General features: G+C 72.6%; 10 protein-coding genes. All 10 read left to right on the forward strand.

The window, feature by feature from the left end; genetic code table 11:
* Positions 1–25 precede the first annotated feature (25 nt).
* Positions 26–2,350, forward strand: coding sequence for a xanthine dehydrogenase family protein molybdopterin-binding subunit (locus ACZ6B1_RS02250; protein WP_468774134.1), 2,325 nt, complete (start codon positions 26–28; stop codon positions 2,348–2,350).
* 38 nt (positions 2,351–2,388) lie between these two features.
* Positions 2,389–4,764: a glycoside hydrolase family 65 protein gene (locus ACZ6B1_RS02255; protein ID WP_468775999.1), complete on the forward strand. Its 2,376-nt coding sequence runs from the start codon at positions 2,389–2,391 to the stop codon at positions 4,762–4,764.
* Between the two features lie 126 nt (positions 4,765–4,890).
* On the forward strand, positions 4,891–5,745 hold the full coding sequence (locus ACZ6B1_RS02260) for a LytR/AlgR family response regulator transcription factor (protein WP_468774136.1): 855 nt from the start codon (positions 4,891–4,893) through the stop codon (positions 5,743–5,745).
* 139 nt (positions 5,746–5,884) lie between these two features.
* The gene (locus ACZ6B1_RS02265; protein WP_468774138.1) at positions 5,885–6,247 is read left to right on the forward strand and encodes a hypothetical protein; all 363 of its coding nucleotides are present in this window, start codon (positions 5,885–5,887) and stop codon (positions 6,245–6,247) included.
* Entirely contained in the window at positions 6,244–8,019 is a 1,776-nt protein-coding gene (locus tag ACZ6B1_RS02270; protein WP_468774140.1) for a sodium/solute symporter, read from the forward strand. Before ACZ6B1_RS02265 ends, ACZ6B1_RS02270 begins: the two co-directional genes overlap by 4 nt.
* A complete protein-coding gene (locus ACZ6B1_RS02275) occupies positions 8,016–9,200 on the forward strand; it encodes a sensor histidine kinase (RefSeq protein WP_468774142.1) in 1,185 nt (394 codons plus the stop codon). Before ACZ6B1_RS02270 ends, ACZ6B1_RS02275 begins: the two co-directional genes overlap by 4 nt.
* A gap of 22 nt (positions 9,201–9,222) precedes the next feature.
* Positions 9,223–9,792, forward strand: a complete 570-nt coding sequence (locus ACZ6B1_RS02280) for a DUF6817 domain-containing protein (RefSeq protein ID WP_468774144.1) — start codon at positions 9,223–9,225, stop codon at positions 9,790–9,792.
* Between the two features lie 100 nt (positions 9,793–9,892).
* Positions 9,893–10,903: a LacI family DNA-binding transcriptional regulator gene (locus tag ACZ6B1_RS02285; protein ID WP_468774146.1), complete on the forward strand. Its 1,011-nt coding sequence runs from the start codon at positions 9,893–9,895 to the stop codon at positions 10,901–10,903.
* A 204-nt stretch (positions 10,904–11,107) separates the two neighbouring features.
* Complete coding sequence (locus ACZ6B1_RS02290; RefSeq protein WP_468774147.1) at positions 11,108–15,394, forward strand: discoidin domain-containing protein; 4,287 nt, start codon at positions 11,108–11,110, stop codon at positions 15,392–15,394.
* 318 nt (positions 15,395–15,712) lie between these two features.
* The gene (locus ACZ6B1_RS02295) at positions 15,713–17,128 is read left to right on the forward strand and encodes an ABC transporter substrate-binding protein (RefSeq protein ID WP_468774149.1); all 1,416 of its coding nucleotides are present in this window, start codon (positions 15,713–15,715) and stop codon (positions 17,126–17,128) included.
* Positions 17,129–17,139 lie beyond the last annotated feature (11 nt).

The raw sequence follows: 17,139 nt of genomic DNA on the forward strand, positions 1-17,139 counted from the left end.
ACCCGGCCGACCCCAGGAGAACCCGATGGCGAACGACCCACTGGAGCACGGCGGCCCGCTGCCCGGGACCGGTCTGCCGCACGACGACCCGATGGCCGCCACCGGAGCGGCCCGGGACGATCCGCTGGACGGCGCCGCTCCGCCGCACGACGACCCCGTCACCCGCACCGCCTCCGCCGCCCCGGGTGAGGCCGGCGGCGACCGGCAGCCCCGCCCCGGCGCCCTGGAGCGGGACCCCCATCCCACCCCGCGCACCGGCACCGCCCTCGGGGCGCCCGCCGGCCGGCGGGAAGGTCGGGAGAAGGTCACCGGTAACGCCCGTTACGCCGCCGAGTACCCGGTGCCCGGCCGCGTCCACGCGTGGCCCGTGCCCGCGGCCGTGGCCCGGGGCCGGGTCACCGGCGTGGACACCTCGGCCGCCCTCGCGCTGCCCGGCGTCCTCGCCGTGCTGACCCCCGGCGACGCCCCGCGCCTCGGCGCGACGGACGACGCCACCCTCGCCGTCCTGCAGAACCGGCACGTGCCGCACCGAGGCTGGTGCGTAGCCCTGGCCGTCGCCGAGACCCTGGAGGCGGCCCGCGCCGCCGCCCGGGCCGTCCGCGTCACCTACGCCGCGGAGCACCACGACGTCGTACTCCGGCCCGGGCACCCGGACGCCTACGAGCCCGAGGAGGCCAACGCCGGCCTGCCGGGGCGCGTCGAGCACGGCGACCCGCACGGCGCCTTCGCCGCCGCCGAGGTCCGCGTCGACACCGAGTACCGGGTGCCGCCCCTGCACAACCACCCCATGGAGCCGCACGCGACCACCGCGCAGTGGGACGGTGACCGGCTGACCGTCCACACCTCCAGCCAGGGCGGCACCACCGTCCAGTCCGTGCTCGCCGGTCTCTTCGGCCTGCCCGGAGAACACGTCACCGTGGTGGCCGAGCACGTCGGCGGCGGCTTCGGCTCCAAGGGCACGCCGCGCCCCGACGTCGTCCTCGCCGCGATGGCCGCACGGCACACCGGCCGCCCGGTCACCCTGGCCTACCCCCGCCGGTACCTGCCCACCGTCGTCGGGCACCGCGCCCCCACCCTGCACCGGCTGCGCCTCGGCGCCACCGCCGACGGACACCTCACCGCGGTGCTGCACGAGATCACCACGCACACCTCGCACGTCAAGGAGTTCGTGGAGCAGGCCGCGGTGCCGTCCCGCGTCATGTACAACGCCCCGCACCTGCTCAGCACCCACAGCGTGGTGCCGCTGGACGTCCCCAGCCCGTCCTGGATGCGCGCCCCCGGCGAGGCCCCCGGCATGTACGCCCTGGAGTCCGCGGTCGACGAACTCGCCGACGCCCTCGGCCTGGACCCCGTCGAGCTGCGGATCCGCAACGAACCGGACGGCGAACCCGGCAGCGGCAAGCCGTTCAGCAGCCGGCACCTCGCCGAGTGCCTGCGCGAGGGGGCCCGCCGCTTCGGCTGGGACCGACGCGACCCGCGCCCGCGCTCCCGGACCGAGGGCCCGCTGCTCATCGGCACCGGAGTGGCCGCGGCGACCTACCCGGTCCAGATCTGGCCGTCCACCGCCACCGCCCAGGCCCTGCCCGAGGGCACCTTCGTCATCAGGGTGAACGCGGCCGACATCGGCACCGGCGCCCGGACCGTCCTCGCCCAGGTCGCCGCCGACGCGCTCGGCGCGCCCCTGGACCGGGTGCGCACCGAGGTGGGCCGCAGCGACCTGCCCCCGGCCTCGCTGGCCGGCGGCTCCTCCGGCACCGCGTCCTGGGGCTGGGCCGTGCACGAGGCGTGCGCCGGCCTCGCGACCCGGCTCGCCGAGCACCCGGGCCCGCTGCCGGCCGAGGGCCTCGAGGTCCGCTCCGACACCACCGGCCGGGCGGACGCCGACTCCCCGTACGCCCGGCACGCCTTCGGCGCCCACTTCGCCGAGGTCGCCGTCGACACCGTCACCGGCGAGGTACGCGCGCGCCGGATGCTCGGCGTCTTCGCCGCCGGGCGGATCCTCAACGCCCGTACCGCGCGCTCCCAGTTCGTCGGCGGCATGACGATGGGCCTGGGCATGGCCCTGACCGAGGGCAGCACCATGGACGCCCCGTTCGGTGACTTCACCGAGGCCGACCTCGCCTCCTACCACGTGCCCGCCCACGCCGACGTCCCCGCCATCGAGGTCGATTGGATCGAGGAGGACGACCCGCACCTCAACCCCATGGGCAGCAAGGGCATCGGCGAGATCGGCATCGTCGGCACCGCCGCCGCCCTCGGCAACGCCGTCCACCACGCCACCGGGATCCGGTTCCGCGAACTGCCCCTCACCCCGGACCGGATCCTCACCGGCCTGCTGTCCGAACGGTGACCGCCACGACGCAGGACACGGGACGGGGGAGCGCCCGGGTGCCGGGACTGCTGTGGGAGTACGACGGCTACGACCCCGCGGAGGAACGCCTGCGGGAGTCCCTGTGCACCCTGGGAAACGGCTACTTCGCCACCCGCGGGGCGCTGCCCGAGTGCGCCGCCGACGCCGTGCACTACCCGGGTACCTACGCGGCCGGCATCTACAACCGGCTCACCTCCGACGTCGCCGGCCGCCGGGTCGACAACGAGGACATGGTCAACCTCCCCGACTGGCTGCCGCTGCGCGTCCGCCCGGACGGCCACGACTGGCTCGGCCCCGACACCACCCCGGTCGCCGAACACCAGCAGATCCTGCACCTGGACCCCGGTGTGCTGGAGCGCCGCACCCGGTACCGGCTCGACGGCGGCGGCACACTCCTGGTGCGGCAGCTCCGTCTGGTCCACATGGCCGACCCGCACCTCGCCGCCCTGCGCACGGACATCACAGCCGAGGACTGGACCGGCGAACTCGACGTCGAGGCCGCGCTCGACGGCGGTGTCACCAACTCCGGCGTGGCCCGCTACCGCGACCTGGACGGCCGCCACCTCACCCAGGTCGAGGCGGGCAGCGCCGAGTCCGGCGCGATGTGGCTGCGCTGCCGCACCCGTACGTCGGACATCACCGTCGGACTCGCCTGCCGGCTGACCTCCGACGCCCCGGCGGCCACCGACGCGCACGAGCCGACGCGGGCCGTGCGGCGCCTGCGTCTCGCCCTCGCGCCCGGCCGTACGGTCACCGTCGACAAGTGCGTCGCCCTGCACACCTCCCACGACCCCGCCATCAGCGACCCGCTGTGGGCCGCCGTGGACCGCGCCGAGACCGCGCCCGCCTTCGACGAACTGCTCGCCTCGCACGCCACGGCCTGGGAGCAGTTGTGGCGGCGCGCCGAACTCGACGTGCCGGGCGAACCGGGCAGCATCCTGCGGCTGCACCTCTTCCACGTGCTGCAGTGCCTCTCCCCGCACACCGCCGACCTCGACGTGGGTGTCCCCGCCCGCGGACTGCACGGCGAGGCGTACCGGGGGCACGTCTTCTGGGACGAGCTGTTCGTGCTGCCGTACCTCAACCTCCATCTGCCCGAGGTGTCCCGGTCGTTGCTCCACTACCGCCACCGCCGTCTGGACGTGGCCGTCCACGCGGCCCACGAGGCCGGCCTGCGCGGCGCCCTGTACCCGTGGCAGAGCGGCAGCGACGGCCGGGAGGAGACCCAGGAACTGCACCTCAACCCCCGCTCGGGGCGCTGGCTGCCGGACCACTCCCGGCTGCAGCGGCACGTCGGCTCGGCGGTCGCGTACAACGTGTGGCAGTACTGCGAGGCAGCCGGCGACACCGACTTCCTGCACACCGAGGGCGCCGAGATGCTGCTGCAGATCGCCCGCTTCTGGGCCGACTCGGCCACCTACGACGAACACCTCGGCCGTCACCGGATCCTGGGAGTGGTCGGCCCCGACGAGTACCACGACGCCTACCCCGACGCCGCCGGGCCCGGCCTGGACGACAACGCGTACACGAACGTCACCGCGGCCTGGGTGCTCCTGCGCGCGCTGGGCCTGCTGCGCGACCTGCCCGAACCGCGCCGCCGCGAACTCGCCGAGAGCATCGGCCTGGAACAGGACGAACTCGCCCGCTGGGAGGAGGTCTCCCGCACCCTCCACGTGCCCTACCACGACGGCGTGATCAGCCAGTTCGACGGCTACGGCGATCTCGCCGAGCTGGACTGGCAGGGCTACCGGGAACGGTACGGCGACATCCGGCGCCTCGACCGGATCCTGGAGGCGGAGGGCGACACCGTCAACCGCTACAAGGCGTCCAAGCAGGCCGACGTGCTGATGCTGGGCTACCTGTTCTCGCCCGCCGAACTACAGTCTCTGTTCAGGCGGTTGGGGCACCGCCTCGACGAGGACATCTGGTCCGCGACGGTCGACCACTATCTGCACCGCACCTCCCACGGCTCCACCCTCAGCGGCCTCGTGCACGGCTGGATCCTGGCCCGCGCCCGCCGCGCCGACGCCTGGGGCTTCGTCCAGGAGGCACTGCGCGGCGACATCGCCGACGTCCAGGGCGGCACCACCGGCGAGGGCATCCACCTGGGCGCCATGGCCGGCACCCTCGACCTCGTGCAGCGCTGCCTGACCGGCCTGGAGACCCGCGACGGCGCCCTCTGGCTCGACCCGGTACCGCTGCCGGAACTCTCCTCCTACGGCTTCTCCCTGCGCTACCAGGGCCACTGGGGCGTGAGCCTGCGCCTGCGCGCGGGCCTGCTGGAGGCCGTCGTGCCGTCGGCCTCCGGCCGCCCGCCCATCGACTTCCGCCTGCAGGACCGGGTGGTCCGGGTCGGACCGGGGGAGAGGGTGCGCATGCGGCTGCCGGACTGACCGGCACGCGCCCGCCGCCGGCTTCTCGACGGCCACGGTCCCGAGGGGTCAGGATGCCCTCGGGCGGGTGCCGGGGTCCGTGAAACGGCACGGGACGAGAGGACAGGGGACGAGGAGATGCGGGACATGAGCGCGGCCGGGCGGCCCGGGCCACGAGCCGACGGGCAGGAGCCGCTGCGCGCGCTCGCGGTGGACGACGAGGAACCGGCGCTCGAGGAACTGCTGTACCTGCTCGGCGAGGACGAGCGGATCGGCAGCGTCGTACCCGCCCTCGACGCCGCCGGGGCGGTGCGCCTGCTGGAGCGGGCCATGACGGCCGGACCCGACGGCCCGGACGCCTTCGACGTCGTCTTCCTCGACATCAACATGCCCGGCCTGAGCGGCCTGGACCTGGCCGGTCTGCTCGCAGACCACCCGGACCCGCCGCTGATCGTCTTCGTCACCGCCCACGAGGACTTCGCGCTCCGCGCCTTCGACCTCAAGGCGGTGGACTACCTGCTCAAGCCGTTGCGCAAGGAGCGCTTCGCGGAGGCCGTACGGCGCGTCGCCGAACTGACCCGGGCCGGGCAGGGACCCCGGCCGCCCCGGCTCCCGGCGGACGGCCCCGGCCCCGCCCCGGCCGGCACCCCCGGCGACCAGGTCCCCGTGGAACTCGGCGGGGTGACCCGGTTCGTCCCCGTCGCCGACATCACCTACGTCGAGGCACAGGGCGACTACGCCCGCCTGCACACCCCGCACGGCAGCCACCTGGTGCGCGTCCCGCTCACCACCCTGGAGGAGCAGTGGCGCTCGCGCGGGTTCGTCCGCATCCACCGCAGCCGCCTGGTGGCCCTCGGCCGCATCGAGGAACTCCGCCTGGACGGCGGCAACCTGACCGTCCGGATAGGTGACCGGATCCTCGCCGTGAGCCGCCGCAACGCACGGGAACTGCGGGATCTGCTGGCCGCGCGGGCCCGGGGGACGGTACGCGCACGACGGTGACGGCACCCGGTTCCCGGCGCGCCCGCGAAGCGGCCGTGGCGGCCCTGTGGCGATCCTCGTCCGGTACCTACCTGACCGCCCCGGCGCTGCGTACACTCGCCCGCAACAAGGTGATCACCGCGGCGTCGGGGAGTGCGTGATGGGTGCGGAATCCGTCCCTCGCAGAGAGGTGGTCACCGGACGGCCCCGCACCGACCGCGCCGGCCTCCCCCCGCTGGTCCCGCCCGGCAGCCGCCCAGCCGCCCCGGACGACGACGCCCCCGTACGGAACTTGATGCACCGTCAGCTTCGCGCCGCGCTCACCGCGACGGCCCTGCTCGCCCTTTCGCTCGGACTGCTCCCCGTGCTCCTGCGGATCCTCTCGGCCGGCGGCGCCCGGCACGACGTCCCGCTCGCCGTGTGGCTGCTGCTGGGCGTGGCGCCGTATCCGATCCTGCTGTGCACGGGAGCCTGGTACGTCCGCCGTGCCGAGCACAACGAGGGTGACGTGACCGGGCGTTGAACCAGACGTACGGAATCGCCGGCGTGTCGGCCGTGGTCCTCGCCACGGTGCTCGTCGGCGCGCTGGGCCTGCGCGTCTCACGCACCACCTCCGACTTCTACGTCGCCTCGCGCAGCGTCCCGCCGCGGCTCAACGCCTTCGCCGTCAGCGGCGAGTACCTGTCCGCCGCCTCCTTCCTCGGCGTCGCCGGACTCGTCCTCGCCCAGGGCGCCGACATGCTCTGGTTCCCCATCGGCTACACCGCCGGCTTCCTGGTGCTGCTCGCCTTCGTCGCCGCCCCCCTGCGGCGCTCCGGCGCCTACACGCTGCCGGACTTCGCCGAGGCACGCCTGGAGTCCCGCGCCGTACGGCGGATCGCGAGTGTGTTCGTCGTCGGCGTCGGCTGGCTCTACCTGCTGCCACAACTGCGCGGCGCCGGGCTGATCCTCCGGCTGCTCACCGGCGCGCCCGGCTGGTTCGGTGGCCTGGTCGTGGCCGCCGTCGTCACCGTCGCGGTGGCCGCCGGCGGCATGCGCAGCATCACCTTCGTCCAGGCCTTCCAGTACTGGCTGAAACTCACCGCCCTGCTGGTGCCCGCCGTGTTCCTGCTCATCGCCTGGCGGGCCGACCGGGCCCCGGCCCCCGCCTGGGACGAGCGGCCCGTCTTCCAGCGCTCCACCCGGGTCGCCACCGACCGGCCGCTGACCCTCACCGTCCACGAACCGGTGCGCGTCACCGTCACCGGAACCGTCGACGGACGGCCCCTCGCCGACGGCCCGCTCACCCTCGGCGCCGGCACCCACCAGGTCGGCCCCGGCACCACCCTGAGCTTCCCGCCAGGCGCCCCCGTGCCGCTGCCCGACCACGGCGGGCCCGGCACGGCCGCCTCCGGCTGGGCGCAGCCACTGTCGGCGGGCCGCGAACAGCACGGCCTGTACGCCACCTACGGGCTGATCCTCGCCACCTTCCTCGGCGCCATGGGACTGCCGCACGTCGTCGTCCGCTTCTACACCAACCCCGACGGCCGCGCCGCCCGCCGCACCACCGTCGTCGTCCTCGGCCTGCTCGGCGCCTTCTACCTGCTGATCCCGCTCTACGGTGTGCTCGGCCGGCTCTACGCGCCCGACCTGCTGCTGACCGGCGACACCGACGCGGCGGTGCTCGTCCTGCCGCAGCGGCTGATCGGGGGGCTCGGCGGCGACCTGCTCGGCGCCCTGGTCGCGGGCGGCGCCTGCGCGGCGTTCCTGTCCACCGTCTCCGGACTCACCATGTCCGTCGCCGGGGTGCTCGCCCAGGACGTGCTGCCGACTCTCGGCATCCGGCACTTCCGGCTCGCGACCCTGCCCGCCATCGCGGTCCCCACCGCCGCCAGCACCGTCGTCACCGACCTCCCCGTGGCCGACGCCGTCGGCCTCGCCTTCGCCGTGTCCGCCTCCTCGTTCTGCCCGCTGCTGCTCCTCGGCATCTGGTGGCGCGGCCTCACGCCGCCCGGCGCGGCCGCGGGACTGCTCCTCGGCGGCGGGTCCGCGCTCACCGCGGTGACCGTGACCATCGCCGGCGGGGCGAGGTCCGGCCCGCTGCACACCCTGCTGGCCTGGCCGGCCGTCTGGTCGGTCCCCGTGGGCTTCGCGGCCATGGTGCTGATCTCCCTGGCCACCCGGCACCGCGTCCCGGCGACCACGGCCACCACGATGGCCCGCCTCCACCTGCCCGAGCCCCCGAGCGGCCGGGCCACCGCCGAGGCGACCGCGCTGGGCACCGGTCCGGAGCGGTCCCGGGGCCGCCGTCCGTGAGCGCGCTCGGCACCGTCGTCCTCGCCGTGGCCGCTCTGGGGCTGTTCGCCCTGGGCGCCGCCCTCGGCCATGCCGGGGCCCGCCGGCAGCAGGAGAACCCGGCCTGCGTCGGAACCCCCGTGGAGCGGGCCACCTTCCACACCCTGCACACCGCCTCGCTCGCCGCGCCGCCCCTGCGCGCGGGCCTCACCCCTGACACCGCCCGCAAGGCGGTCCGCCGGCTGCGGCCGCTGCTCGGCACGGTCGCCCTGGCCCTCGCCGACGAGGAGTCCGTGCTCGCCTGGGACGGCGCCGGCGACCACCACCGGACCGCGGCCGCGGCCCACCTCGCCCACACCGCGCGCACCAGGACGTTCCCGCTGACCTGCCCCGACCCCCGCTGCCCCGTCCGCTGGGGGGTGATGGTCCCGCTGACGGTCGACGGCCGGGCCGCCGGCGCCCTGGCCGCCTTCGCCGACCAGGAGTCAGCGGTCGTCGTCCGGGCCGCCGAGGAAGTGGCCCGCTGGGTCTCCGTACAGCTCGAACTCGTCGACCTCGACCGGGCGCGGTCCAGCGTGATCGAGGCCGAGATCCGGGCCCTGCGCGCCCAGATCTCCCCGCACTTCGTCTACAACTCGCTCGCCTCCATCGCCTCGTTCGTCCGCACCGACCCCGAGCGGGCCCGCGAACTGCTGCTGGAGTTCGCGGACTTCACGCGCTACTCGTTCCGCCGGGGCGGCGACTTCACCACGCTCGCCGAGGAACTGCGCTCGATCGAGCAGTACCTCGAACTCGCCCGCGCCCGCTTCGGCAGACGCCTGGAGGTGACCCTGCGGATTGCCCCCGAGGTACTGCCCGTCACCCTGCCGTTCCTCTGCCTGCAGCCCCTCGTGGAGAACGCGCTCAAACACGGCCTCGAGGAGTCCGTGGACCGCGGCCGGATCACCATCACCGCCGAGGACGAGGGCACCGAGGCCCGGGTCGTCATCGAGGACGACGGCGTCGGCATGGACCCGCAGCGCCTGCGCGACCTGCTGCGCGGCCGGGGCGGCCCGTCCGCCGGAATAGGCCTGAGCAACGTGGACATGCGGCTGCGCCAGGTCTACGGCGACGACCACGGCCTCGTCATCGAGACCGGCGTCGGCGCCGGCACGAAGATCACCGTCCGGCTCCCCAAATTCCACCCGGGCTCGGCCCGCTGAAGCGAAGGGACCGAAAGAAGCGATGGATACGAACACCGGCATCCCCGACGGCGCGGCCGACCGGGCCCTGGCCCTCCTGCGCGAGTGCGGCGCGGGGGCCTTGGCGCACCCCGGTGGCACCCTCCTCGCGCACCTGCGCCGCGTACAGGACCGGCTCGCCCTGTGGCAGGCCCGTCCGGCGCTCCAACTGGCCGGCCTCTGTCACGCGTTCTACGGCACCGACGGCTTTCCCCACGCCCTGCTGCCGGTGTCCCGCCGGGCGGAGCTCACTGCGGTGATCGGGGCCGAGGCGGAGTCGATCGTCCACCTGTACGCCTCCTGCGACCGCGGGGCCACCTATCCGGGCCTCGGGCGGCCCGACGCTCCCTTCCACGACCGCTTCACCGGGGAGTCGCACGTGCCCGGCCCACAGCCGCGCCGGGACTTCGCCGAACTGTCGGCCGCGAACGAACTCGACCTCGCCCGCCTCGACCCCGCCTTCCGCGAGCGGTGGGGGGCCGATCTGCTCGCGCTCTTCACCCGGCTCGAGGCGCTGCTGAGCACCGGGGCCCGGCTCGACTGCCGCACCGTCCTCGCCGGGCCCACCTCGTGAAGCGCGCCGGGGGTCTTGGAACCCGGGCGAGGACGACCGCACCCCGAGCGGGCGCCAATCTCCGCAATTCATTTGCGGAAATTGCGCTAGGCTTGCGTACATGACGCGACGACTTGCTCAGGTGGCTAAGAAAGTGGGGGTCAGCGAGGCGACGGTCAGTCGTGTCCTCAATGGCAAGCCCGGTGTCTCGGAGTCGACCCGGCAGTCGGTGCTCACCGCCCTCGACGTCCTCGGCTACGAGCGGCCCACGCAGCTGCGCGGAGAGCGGGCCCGGCTCGTCGGACTCGTCCTGCCGGAGCTGCAGAACCCGATCTTCCCCGCGTTCGCCGAGGTCATCGGTGCCGCGCTGGCTCAGCAGGGGCTGACGCCGGTGCTGTGCACGCAGACCAAGGGCGGCGTCTCCGAGGCCGACTACGTGGACCTCCTGCTGCAGCAGCAGGTGTCCGGCGTGGTCTTCGCCGGCGGTCTGTTCGCACAGGCCGACGCGCCGCACGACCACTACCGCCGGCTCGCCGAGCGGGACATCCCGGTGGTCCTCATCAACGCCTCCATCGCGGGCCTCGACTTCCCCTGTGTCGCCTGCGACGACGCCGTCGCGGTCGAGCAGGCCTGGCGCCACCTCGCCTCGCTGGGGCACGAGCGGATCGGGCTGGTCCTCGGCCCCGGCGACCACGTCCCCTCGCGCCGCAAGCTGGAGGCCGCCCGGGTGGTGGCGCGCCGCACCGGCGAGGAGCTGCCGGACGAGTTCGTCGCGCGGTCGATGTTCTCGCTGGAGGGCGGGCAGGCGGCGGCCGCCCGGCTCCTGGAGCGCGGGGTGACCGGCATCGTGTGCGCGAGCGACCCGCTGGCGCTCGGCGCCATAAGGGCCGTGCGCAGGCGCGGACTCACCGTCCCCGGGGACGTCTCGGTCGTCGGGTACGACGACTCCGCCTTCATGAACTGCACCGAGCCGCCGCTGTCGACGGTCCGTCAGCCCATCGAGGCGATGGGCCGGGCGGCGGTCGAGCTGTTGTGCGCCCAGCTCCAGGGCGCCCGTTCGCACCCCGGTGAGCTGCTCTTCGAGCCCGAACTGGTGCTGCGCGGCTCCACGGCGCCCCCGCCCGCGGGCTGACGCCCTCCCTTCGGACTCCGGCCGGCACCGGCACCGGGACACCGCCTCCGCGGTTCCGGTGCCGGTGTTTTCGTATGCCTTGATCCACAAGTTTTCGCGTCGGTGACGTAGACGACTCAACAGCCCTCTGGAAGTCTCTGAGCGTGCAATGCAAAGAAGAGACATCCATGCGTTTCATTCATGAGGCCTAGATTCGAGGGACTGATGAGAATCCGCAGAAGGGGATCGCGGTGCCTGAGCGCCGTGATCGTGACCGGCCTCCTGGCACTGGTCGGCCCGGTGATGACCGCCCGGGCCACCGGAGGACCGAACATCGCGCTGGGGGACAAGGCGTCCGCGAGCAGCGCCCACAGCGAGTACGCCGCAGGGAACATCACCGACGGCAACCAGGGCACCTACTGGCAGAGCGCCGGCTCCGGCTTCCCCCAGTGGGTGCAGACCGACCTGGGCACGACCGAGAACGTCGACGAGGTCGTCCTCGAGCTGCCCGCCGGGTGGGAGAGCCGGGCGGAGACCCTCTCCGTCCAGGGCAGCGCCGACGGCACGAGCTTCAGCACGCTGAAGACGTCCGCCTCGTACACCTTCAGCCCGGGGTCCGGCAACACCGTCACGGTCGCGTTCCCGGCGGTCCGGACCCGGTTCGTACGGATCGACGTCACCGGGAACACCGGCTGGGGGGCTGCGCAGCTCTCCGAGCTGGAGGTGCACGCCGCCGGTGAGTCGTCGGTGAACCTGGCCGCCGGCCGGCCCCTCTCCGCCGGCAGCCACATCCAGACGTACACCGCCGAGAACGCGGGCGACGGCAACCCGGCCACCTACTGGGAGAGCGCCGCCCACGACTTCCCGCAGTGGCTGCGCGCCGACCTCGGCTCTTCCGTCCGTGTCGACCGAGTGGTGCTGCGGCTGCCCGGGAGCTGGGAGAAGCGCAGTCAGACGCTGAAGATCCAGGGCAGCACCGACGGCACCGACTTCACCGACCTGACCGCCTCCCGGGCCTACGCCTTCGACCCGGCGACCGGCAATTCGGCGGCCATCGCCCTGGACGCCACCACCACCCGCTATGTCCGGGTACTCGTCACGGCGAACTCCGTCCAGCCCGCCGCCCAGATCGCCGAACTGGAGGTGTACGGCCCGGAGACCGGGGACACCCGGGCCCCCAGCGCCCCGGCGGGTCTGGCGTACACCGAGCCCACGACCGGACAGGTCCGGCTGAGCTGGAACGCGGCCACCGACGACGTCGGTGTGACGGGCTACGACGTCTACGCCAACGGCTCACTGCTGGCCGGCCTCGCCGGTGACGTCACCACCTACACCGACACCCGGCCGGCCGGTGAGACCGTCTCCTACTACGTGCGCGCCCGGGACGCGGCCGGCAACCAGTCGGGCAACAGCAACACCGTCACCCGCACCGGAGACAAGGGCGACACCCAGGCCCCGACCGCCCCGTCGAACCTGGCGTACACCGAGCCGGCGGACGGCAAGATCAAGCTGACCTGGACCGCGTCCTCCGACGACACCCGGGTCACCGGGTACGACGTCTACGCCGGCAACACCCTGCGCGACAGCGTCGCCGGTGACGTCACCACCTTCACCGACACCCAGCCCGCGACGCGCACGGTGACCTACTACGTGCGCGCCCGCGACGCGGCCGGCAACAGGTCCGTCCCCAGCAACAGCGTGACCCGCGACGGCAGCGGCGGCACCGGTTCCAACCTCGCCGTCGGCAAGCCCATCACCGCCTCCTCCGCGGTCGACTCCTACGTCGCCGCGAACGCCGACGACAACAGCACGGCCACCTACTGGGAGGGCGCCGCCGGCAGCTACCCGAACACGCTCACCGTCAAGCTGGGGGCCAACGCCGACCTGGACCGCCTCGTCCTGAAGCTGAACCCGGACTCGGTCTGGGCCAAACGGACCCAGACGATCGAGGTGCTGGGCCGGGAGCAGAGCGCCGGGGACTTCACCTCCCTGGTCGCGGCGAAGAGCTACACCTTCGACCCGGCCGACGGCAACACCGTCACCGTCCCGGTCTCCGCCCGGGTGGCCGACGTACGGCTGCGGTTCACGGCCAACTCCGGTGCCACCGGGGGCCAGCTCGCGGAGTTCCAGGTGATCGGGGTCCCGGCACCCAACCCGGACCTGGAGGTCACCGGCCTGACCGTGTCGCCCGCCGCCCCGGTCGAGTCGGACACCATCGCCGTGTCGGCCACCGTGCGCAACGGCGGCCCGGCCGCCGCCCCGGCGAGCAGGGTCGCGGTGACCCTCGGCGGCACCAGGGCCGCCACCGCGCAGGTCGGTGCGCTCGCGGCCGGAGCGCAGACCACCGTCACCGCCTCCCTCGGGCAGCGCGACGCGGGAACCTACCAGCTCGGCGCGGTCGCCGACGACGGTGACGCGGTCATCGAGCAGAACGAGACCGACAACACCTACACCAGCCCGAGTCCGCTGGTGGTCAAGCCCGTCGACACCTCCGACCTCGTCGCCTCCTCGGTGACCACCTTGCCGTCCAGCCCGACGGCGGGCGACGACGTCACCTTCACGGTGACCCTGAAGAACCAGGGCACCCGGGCCAGCGCCGGAGGCGCCCACGGCGTCACCCTCACCCTGACCGACTCCAAGGGCGACACGGTCAGGACCTTGACCGGCTCCTACGACGGTACCCTGGCCGCGGGCTCCGCACAGGACGTGCGGCTGGGCCCCTGGACCGCCGCCAACGGCTCGTACACCGTGAAGACCGTCGTCGCCGCCGACACCGGCGAGGTGCCGGTCAAGCGCGACAACAACACCTCCAGCCGGCCGCTGTTCGTCGGCCGCGGCGCCGACATGCCGTACGACATGTACGAGGCTGAGGACGGCACGGTCGGCGGCGGCGCCAAGGTGGTCGGGCCCAACCGCACCGTGGGCGATGTCGCGGGCGAGGCCTCCGGCCGCAAGGCCGTCACCCTGGACGCGACGGGGCAGTACGTCGAGTTCACCACCCGCGCCGCGACAAACACCCTGGTCACACGCTTCTCCATCCCGGACGCCCCGGGCGGCGGGGGCATCGACACGACGATCGACGTCTACGTCGACGGCGTCTTCAAGAAGGCGCTGCCCCTGACCTCGAAGTACGCCTGGCTGTACGGGGCGGAGACCGCGCCCGGCAACTTCCCGGGCTCGGGGGCCCCGCGGCACATCTACGACGAGGCGCACATCCTGCTCGGCGAGACCGTGCCCAAGGGCAGCACCATCCGGCTGCAGAAGGACGCCGCGAACACCTCCACGTACGCGATCGACTTCGTCAACCTGGAGCAGGTAGCGCCGGTCGCCAACCCCGACCCCGCCGCGTACGCCGTGCCCGGCGGATTCACCCAACAGGCCGTGCAGGACGCCCTGGACAAGGTGCGCATGGACACCACCGGCAAGCTCGTCGGCGTCTACCTGCCGCCCGGCGACTACGAGACGTCTAACAAGTTCCAGGTGTACGGCAAGGCCGTACGCGTGGTCGGCGCCGGCCCCTGGTACACGACGTTCCACGCGCCGGCGGCGCAGGAGAACACCGACATCGGCTTCCGGGCCGACGCGACGGCCAAGGGCTCGCTCTTCAAGGGCTTCGCCTACTTCGGCAACTACACCTCGCGGATCGACGGCCCGGGCAAGGTGTTCGACTTCTCGGGCGTCTCGGACATCGTCATCGACGACATCTGGAACGAGCACATGGTCTGCCTGTACTGGGGGGCCGACACCGACCGGATGACCATCAGGAACTCCCGGATCCGGGACATGTTCGCCGACGGCGTCAACATGACCAACGGCTCCACCGACAACCTAGTGACCAACAACGACGCGCGCGCCACCGGCGACGACAGCTTCGCGCTGTTCTCGGCGATCGACGCCGGCGGCGCGGATGAGAAGAACAACGTCTACGAGAACCTGACCAGCACCCTGACCTGGCGCGCCGCCGGCGTGGCCGTCTACGGCGGCTACCACAACACGTTCCGCAACATCCGCATCGCGGACACGCTGGTGTACTCCGGAATCACCATCTCCTCCCTGGACTTCGGCTACCCGATGAACGGTTTCGGGACCGATCCGACCACCTTCGAGAACGTGACGATCGAGCGGGCCGGCGGCCACTTCTGGGGCGCGCAGACCTTCCCGGGCATCTGGGTCTTCTCCGCGTCGAAGGTGTTCCAGGGCATCCGGGTCAACCACGTCGACATCGTCGATCCCACGTACAGCGGGGTGATGTTCCAGACCAACTACTCCGGCGGACAGCCGCAGTACCCCGTCAAGGACACCGTCTTCACCGACGTCTCCATCACCGGCGCCCGCAAGAGCGGGGACGCCTACGACCCCAAGTCGGGCTTCGGCCTGTGGGCCAACGATATGCCCGAGGCGGGGCAGGGGCCCGCCGTGGGCGAGGTGACGTTCAACGGGCTGCGGATGAGCGGCAACGCGGTGGACGTCCGCAACACCACGTCCACCTTCAGGATCAACATCAACCCCTGAGATCGCCGCAAGCTGTTTGCGGGGCTTTGCAGCAGGCTTGCGTGCGTTCGCCCCCTCGAGATGAGGGTGCTGCGGCCCGCCTCGGGTGTCTCCCGAGGCGGGCCGCGGGCTGCTTTGCCGTTGGCAGAGGGCAGTTCGGGCCCTGGCGCCGACGCCAGTCATGCGTGACTGGGCGCCGCGACTGTCAAACATTTACGAACTCGGCGCGATATCTTGCGGGCCGTTGTTGATGGTGGTTGAGTGTGCGGCGCCCCACAACGCACCGAGTCGCACCGACGGTGGGGCGACCTCACCGTTCATGCCCGAAGGGGACCACCCATGAGAAGTGCCCGGTTCCGCCGTACCCGCCGCTCCGGCGCGGTCGCCCTCGTCTCCGCGCTCACCCTGACCGCGCTCGCCGCCTGCGGCACCAGCGCGAGCAACAACGGCGCCGGTGGTTCCGAAGGAGGCGGCTCCTCCGACCCGGCCGCCCCCCTGGACCCCAAGGCCAAGGTGACGATCACCATCGACTGCATGCCCCCCGCGGCCAAGGCGGCCGAACTCAGGGAGTGGAAGCAGGACGTCGCCGAGTTCAACAAGAAGTACCCGAACGTGACCATCGAGGGCCGCTCCACCCCGGGCCAGTGCCTGGAGCCGCCCCGCTTCACCGCGATGCTGAAGGCGAAGTCCCAGCCCGACGTCTTCTACACGTACTTCACCGACCTGCCGCAGGTGCTCGACAACGACGGCGCCGCCGACATCACGGCCTACGTCAACGACCGTACGGTCCCGCTGCTGAAGGACATCGACCCCAACGTCCTCGGCTCGCTCAAGCACGACGGCAAGCTCTACGGCCTGCCCACCAGCAACTACACCATGGGTCTGCTCATCAACCGCAAGCTCTTCGAGCAGGCCGGCCTCAACCCCGACTCGCCGCCGCGCACCTGGGACGAGGTCCGCGCCGCGGCCAAGAGGATCGCCGCCCTCGGCAATGGCATCGCCGGCTACGGCGACTACAGCGCGGCCAACACCGGCGGCTGGCACTTCACCGCCCAGGTGTACAGCCTCGGCGGCGACATCGTGGACGCGAGCGGCAAGAAGGCCGCGTTCAACAACGACATCGGCCGGCAGGTGGCGCGCAACCTGCACGCCATGCGCTGGGACGACGACAGCATGGGCAAGACCCAGTTGCTCAAGTGGGGCGACCTGCAGAAGCAGATAGCGAGCGACAAGCTCGGCATGTTCCTGGCCGCCCCCGACGACATCGCGTACATGGTCCAGCAACTCGGCGCCAAGTACGAGAACTTCGGCATGGGCCCGATCCCGGGCGAGCAGAACACCCTGGCCGGCGGCAACAACTACATGATCAAGAGCGGTATCTCCGGCGACAAGATCAAGGCCGCGGTCGCCTGGCTGAACTTCAAGAACCTCACCGTCGGCAAGGGCCAGTTCCAGTGGGCCCGCACCAAGGCCGACAAGCTTCCGGTCGGCGTCCCGCAGCCCAACTTCTGGCTGGGGGAGTCGAAGAAGAAGGACGACGCCGCACGGCTGGCGAACGCCACCATGCCCGTCGCCAACTTCCAGACGTTCACGGACAACCCGGTGCCCGGCAAGGCCGAACCGCCCAAGGCGCAGGAGATCTACAAGGTCCTCGACAACGTGATGTCCGGCATCCTCACCAACAAGGACGCCGATGTCGACAAGCTGCTCTCCACGGCCGAGTCCCAGGTCAACCAGGTCCTCGCCAACCAGTGACCGGTCCCCGG

Source organism: Streptomyces sp. NPDC041129 (genome assembly GCF_055592265.1).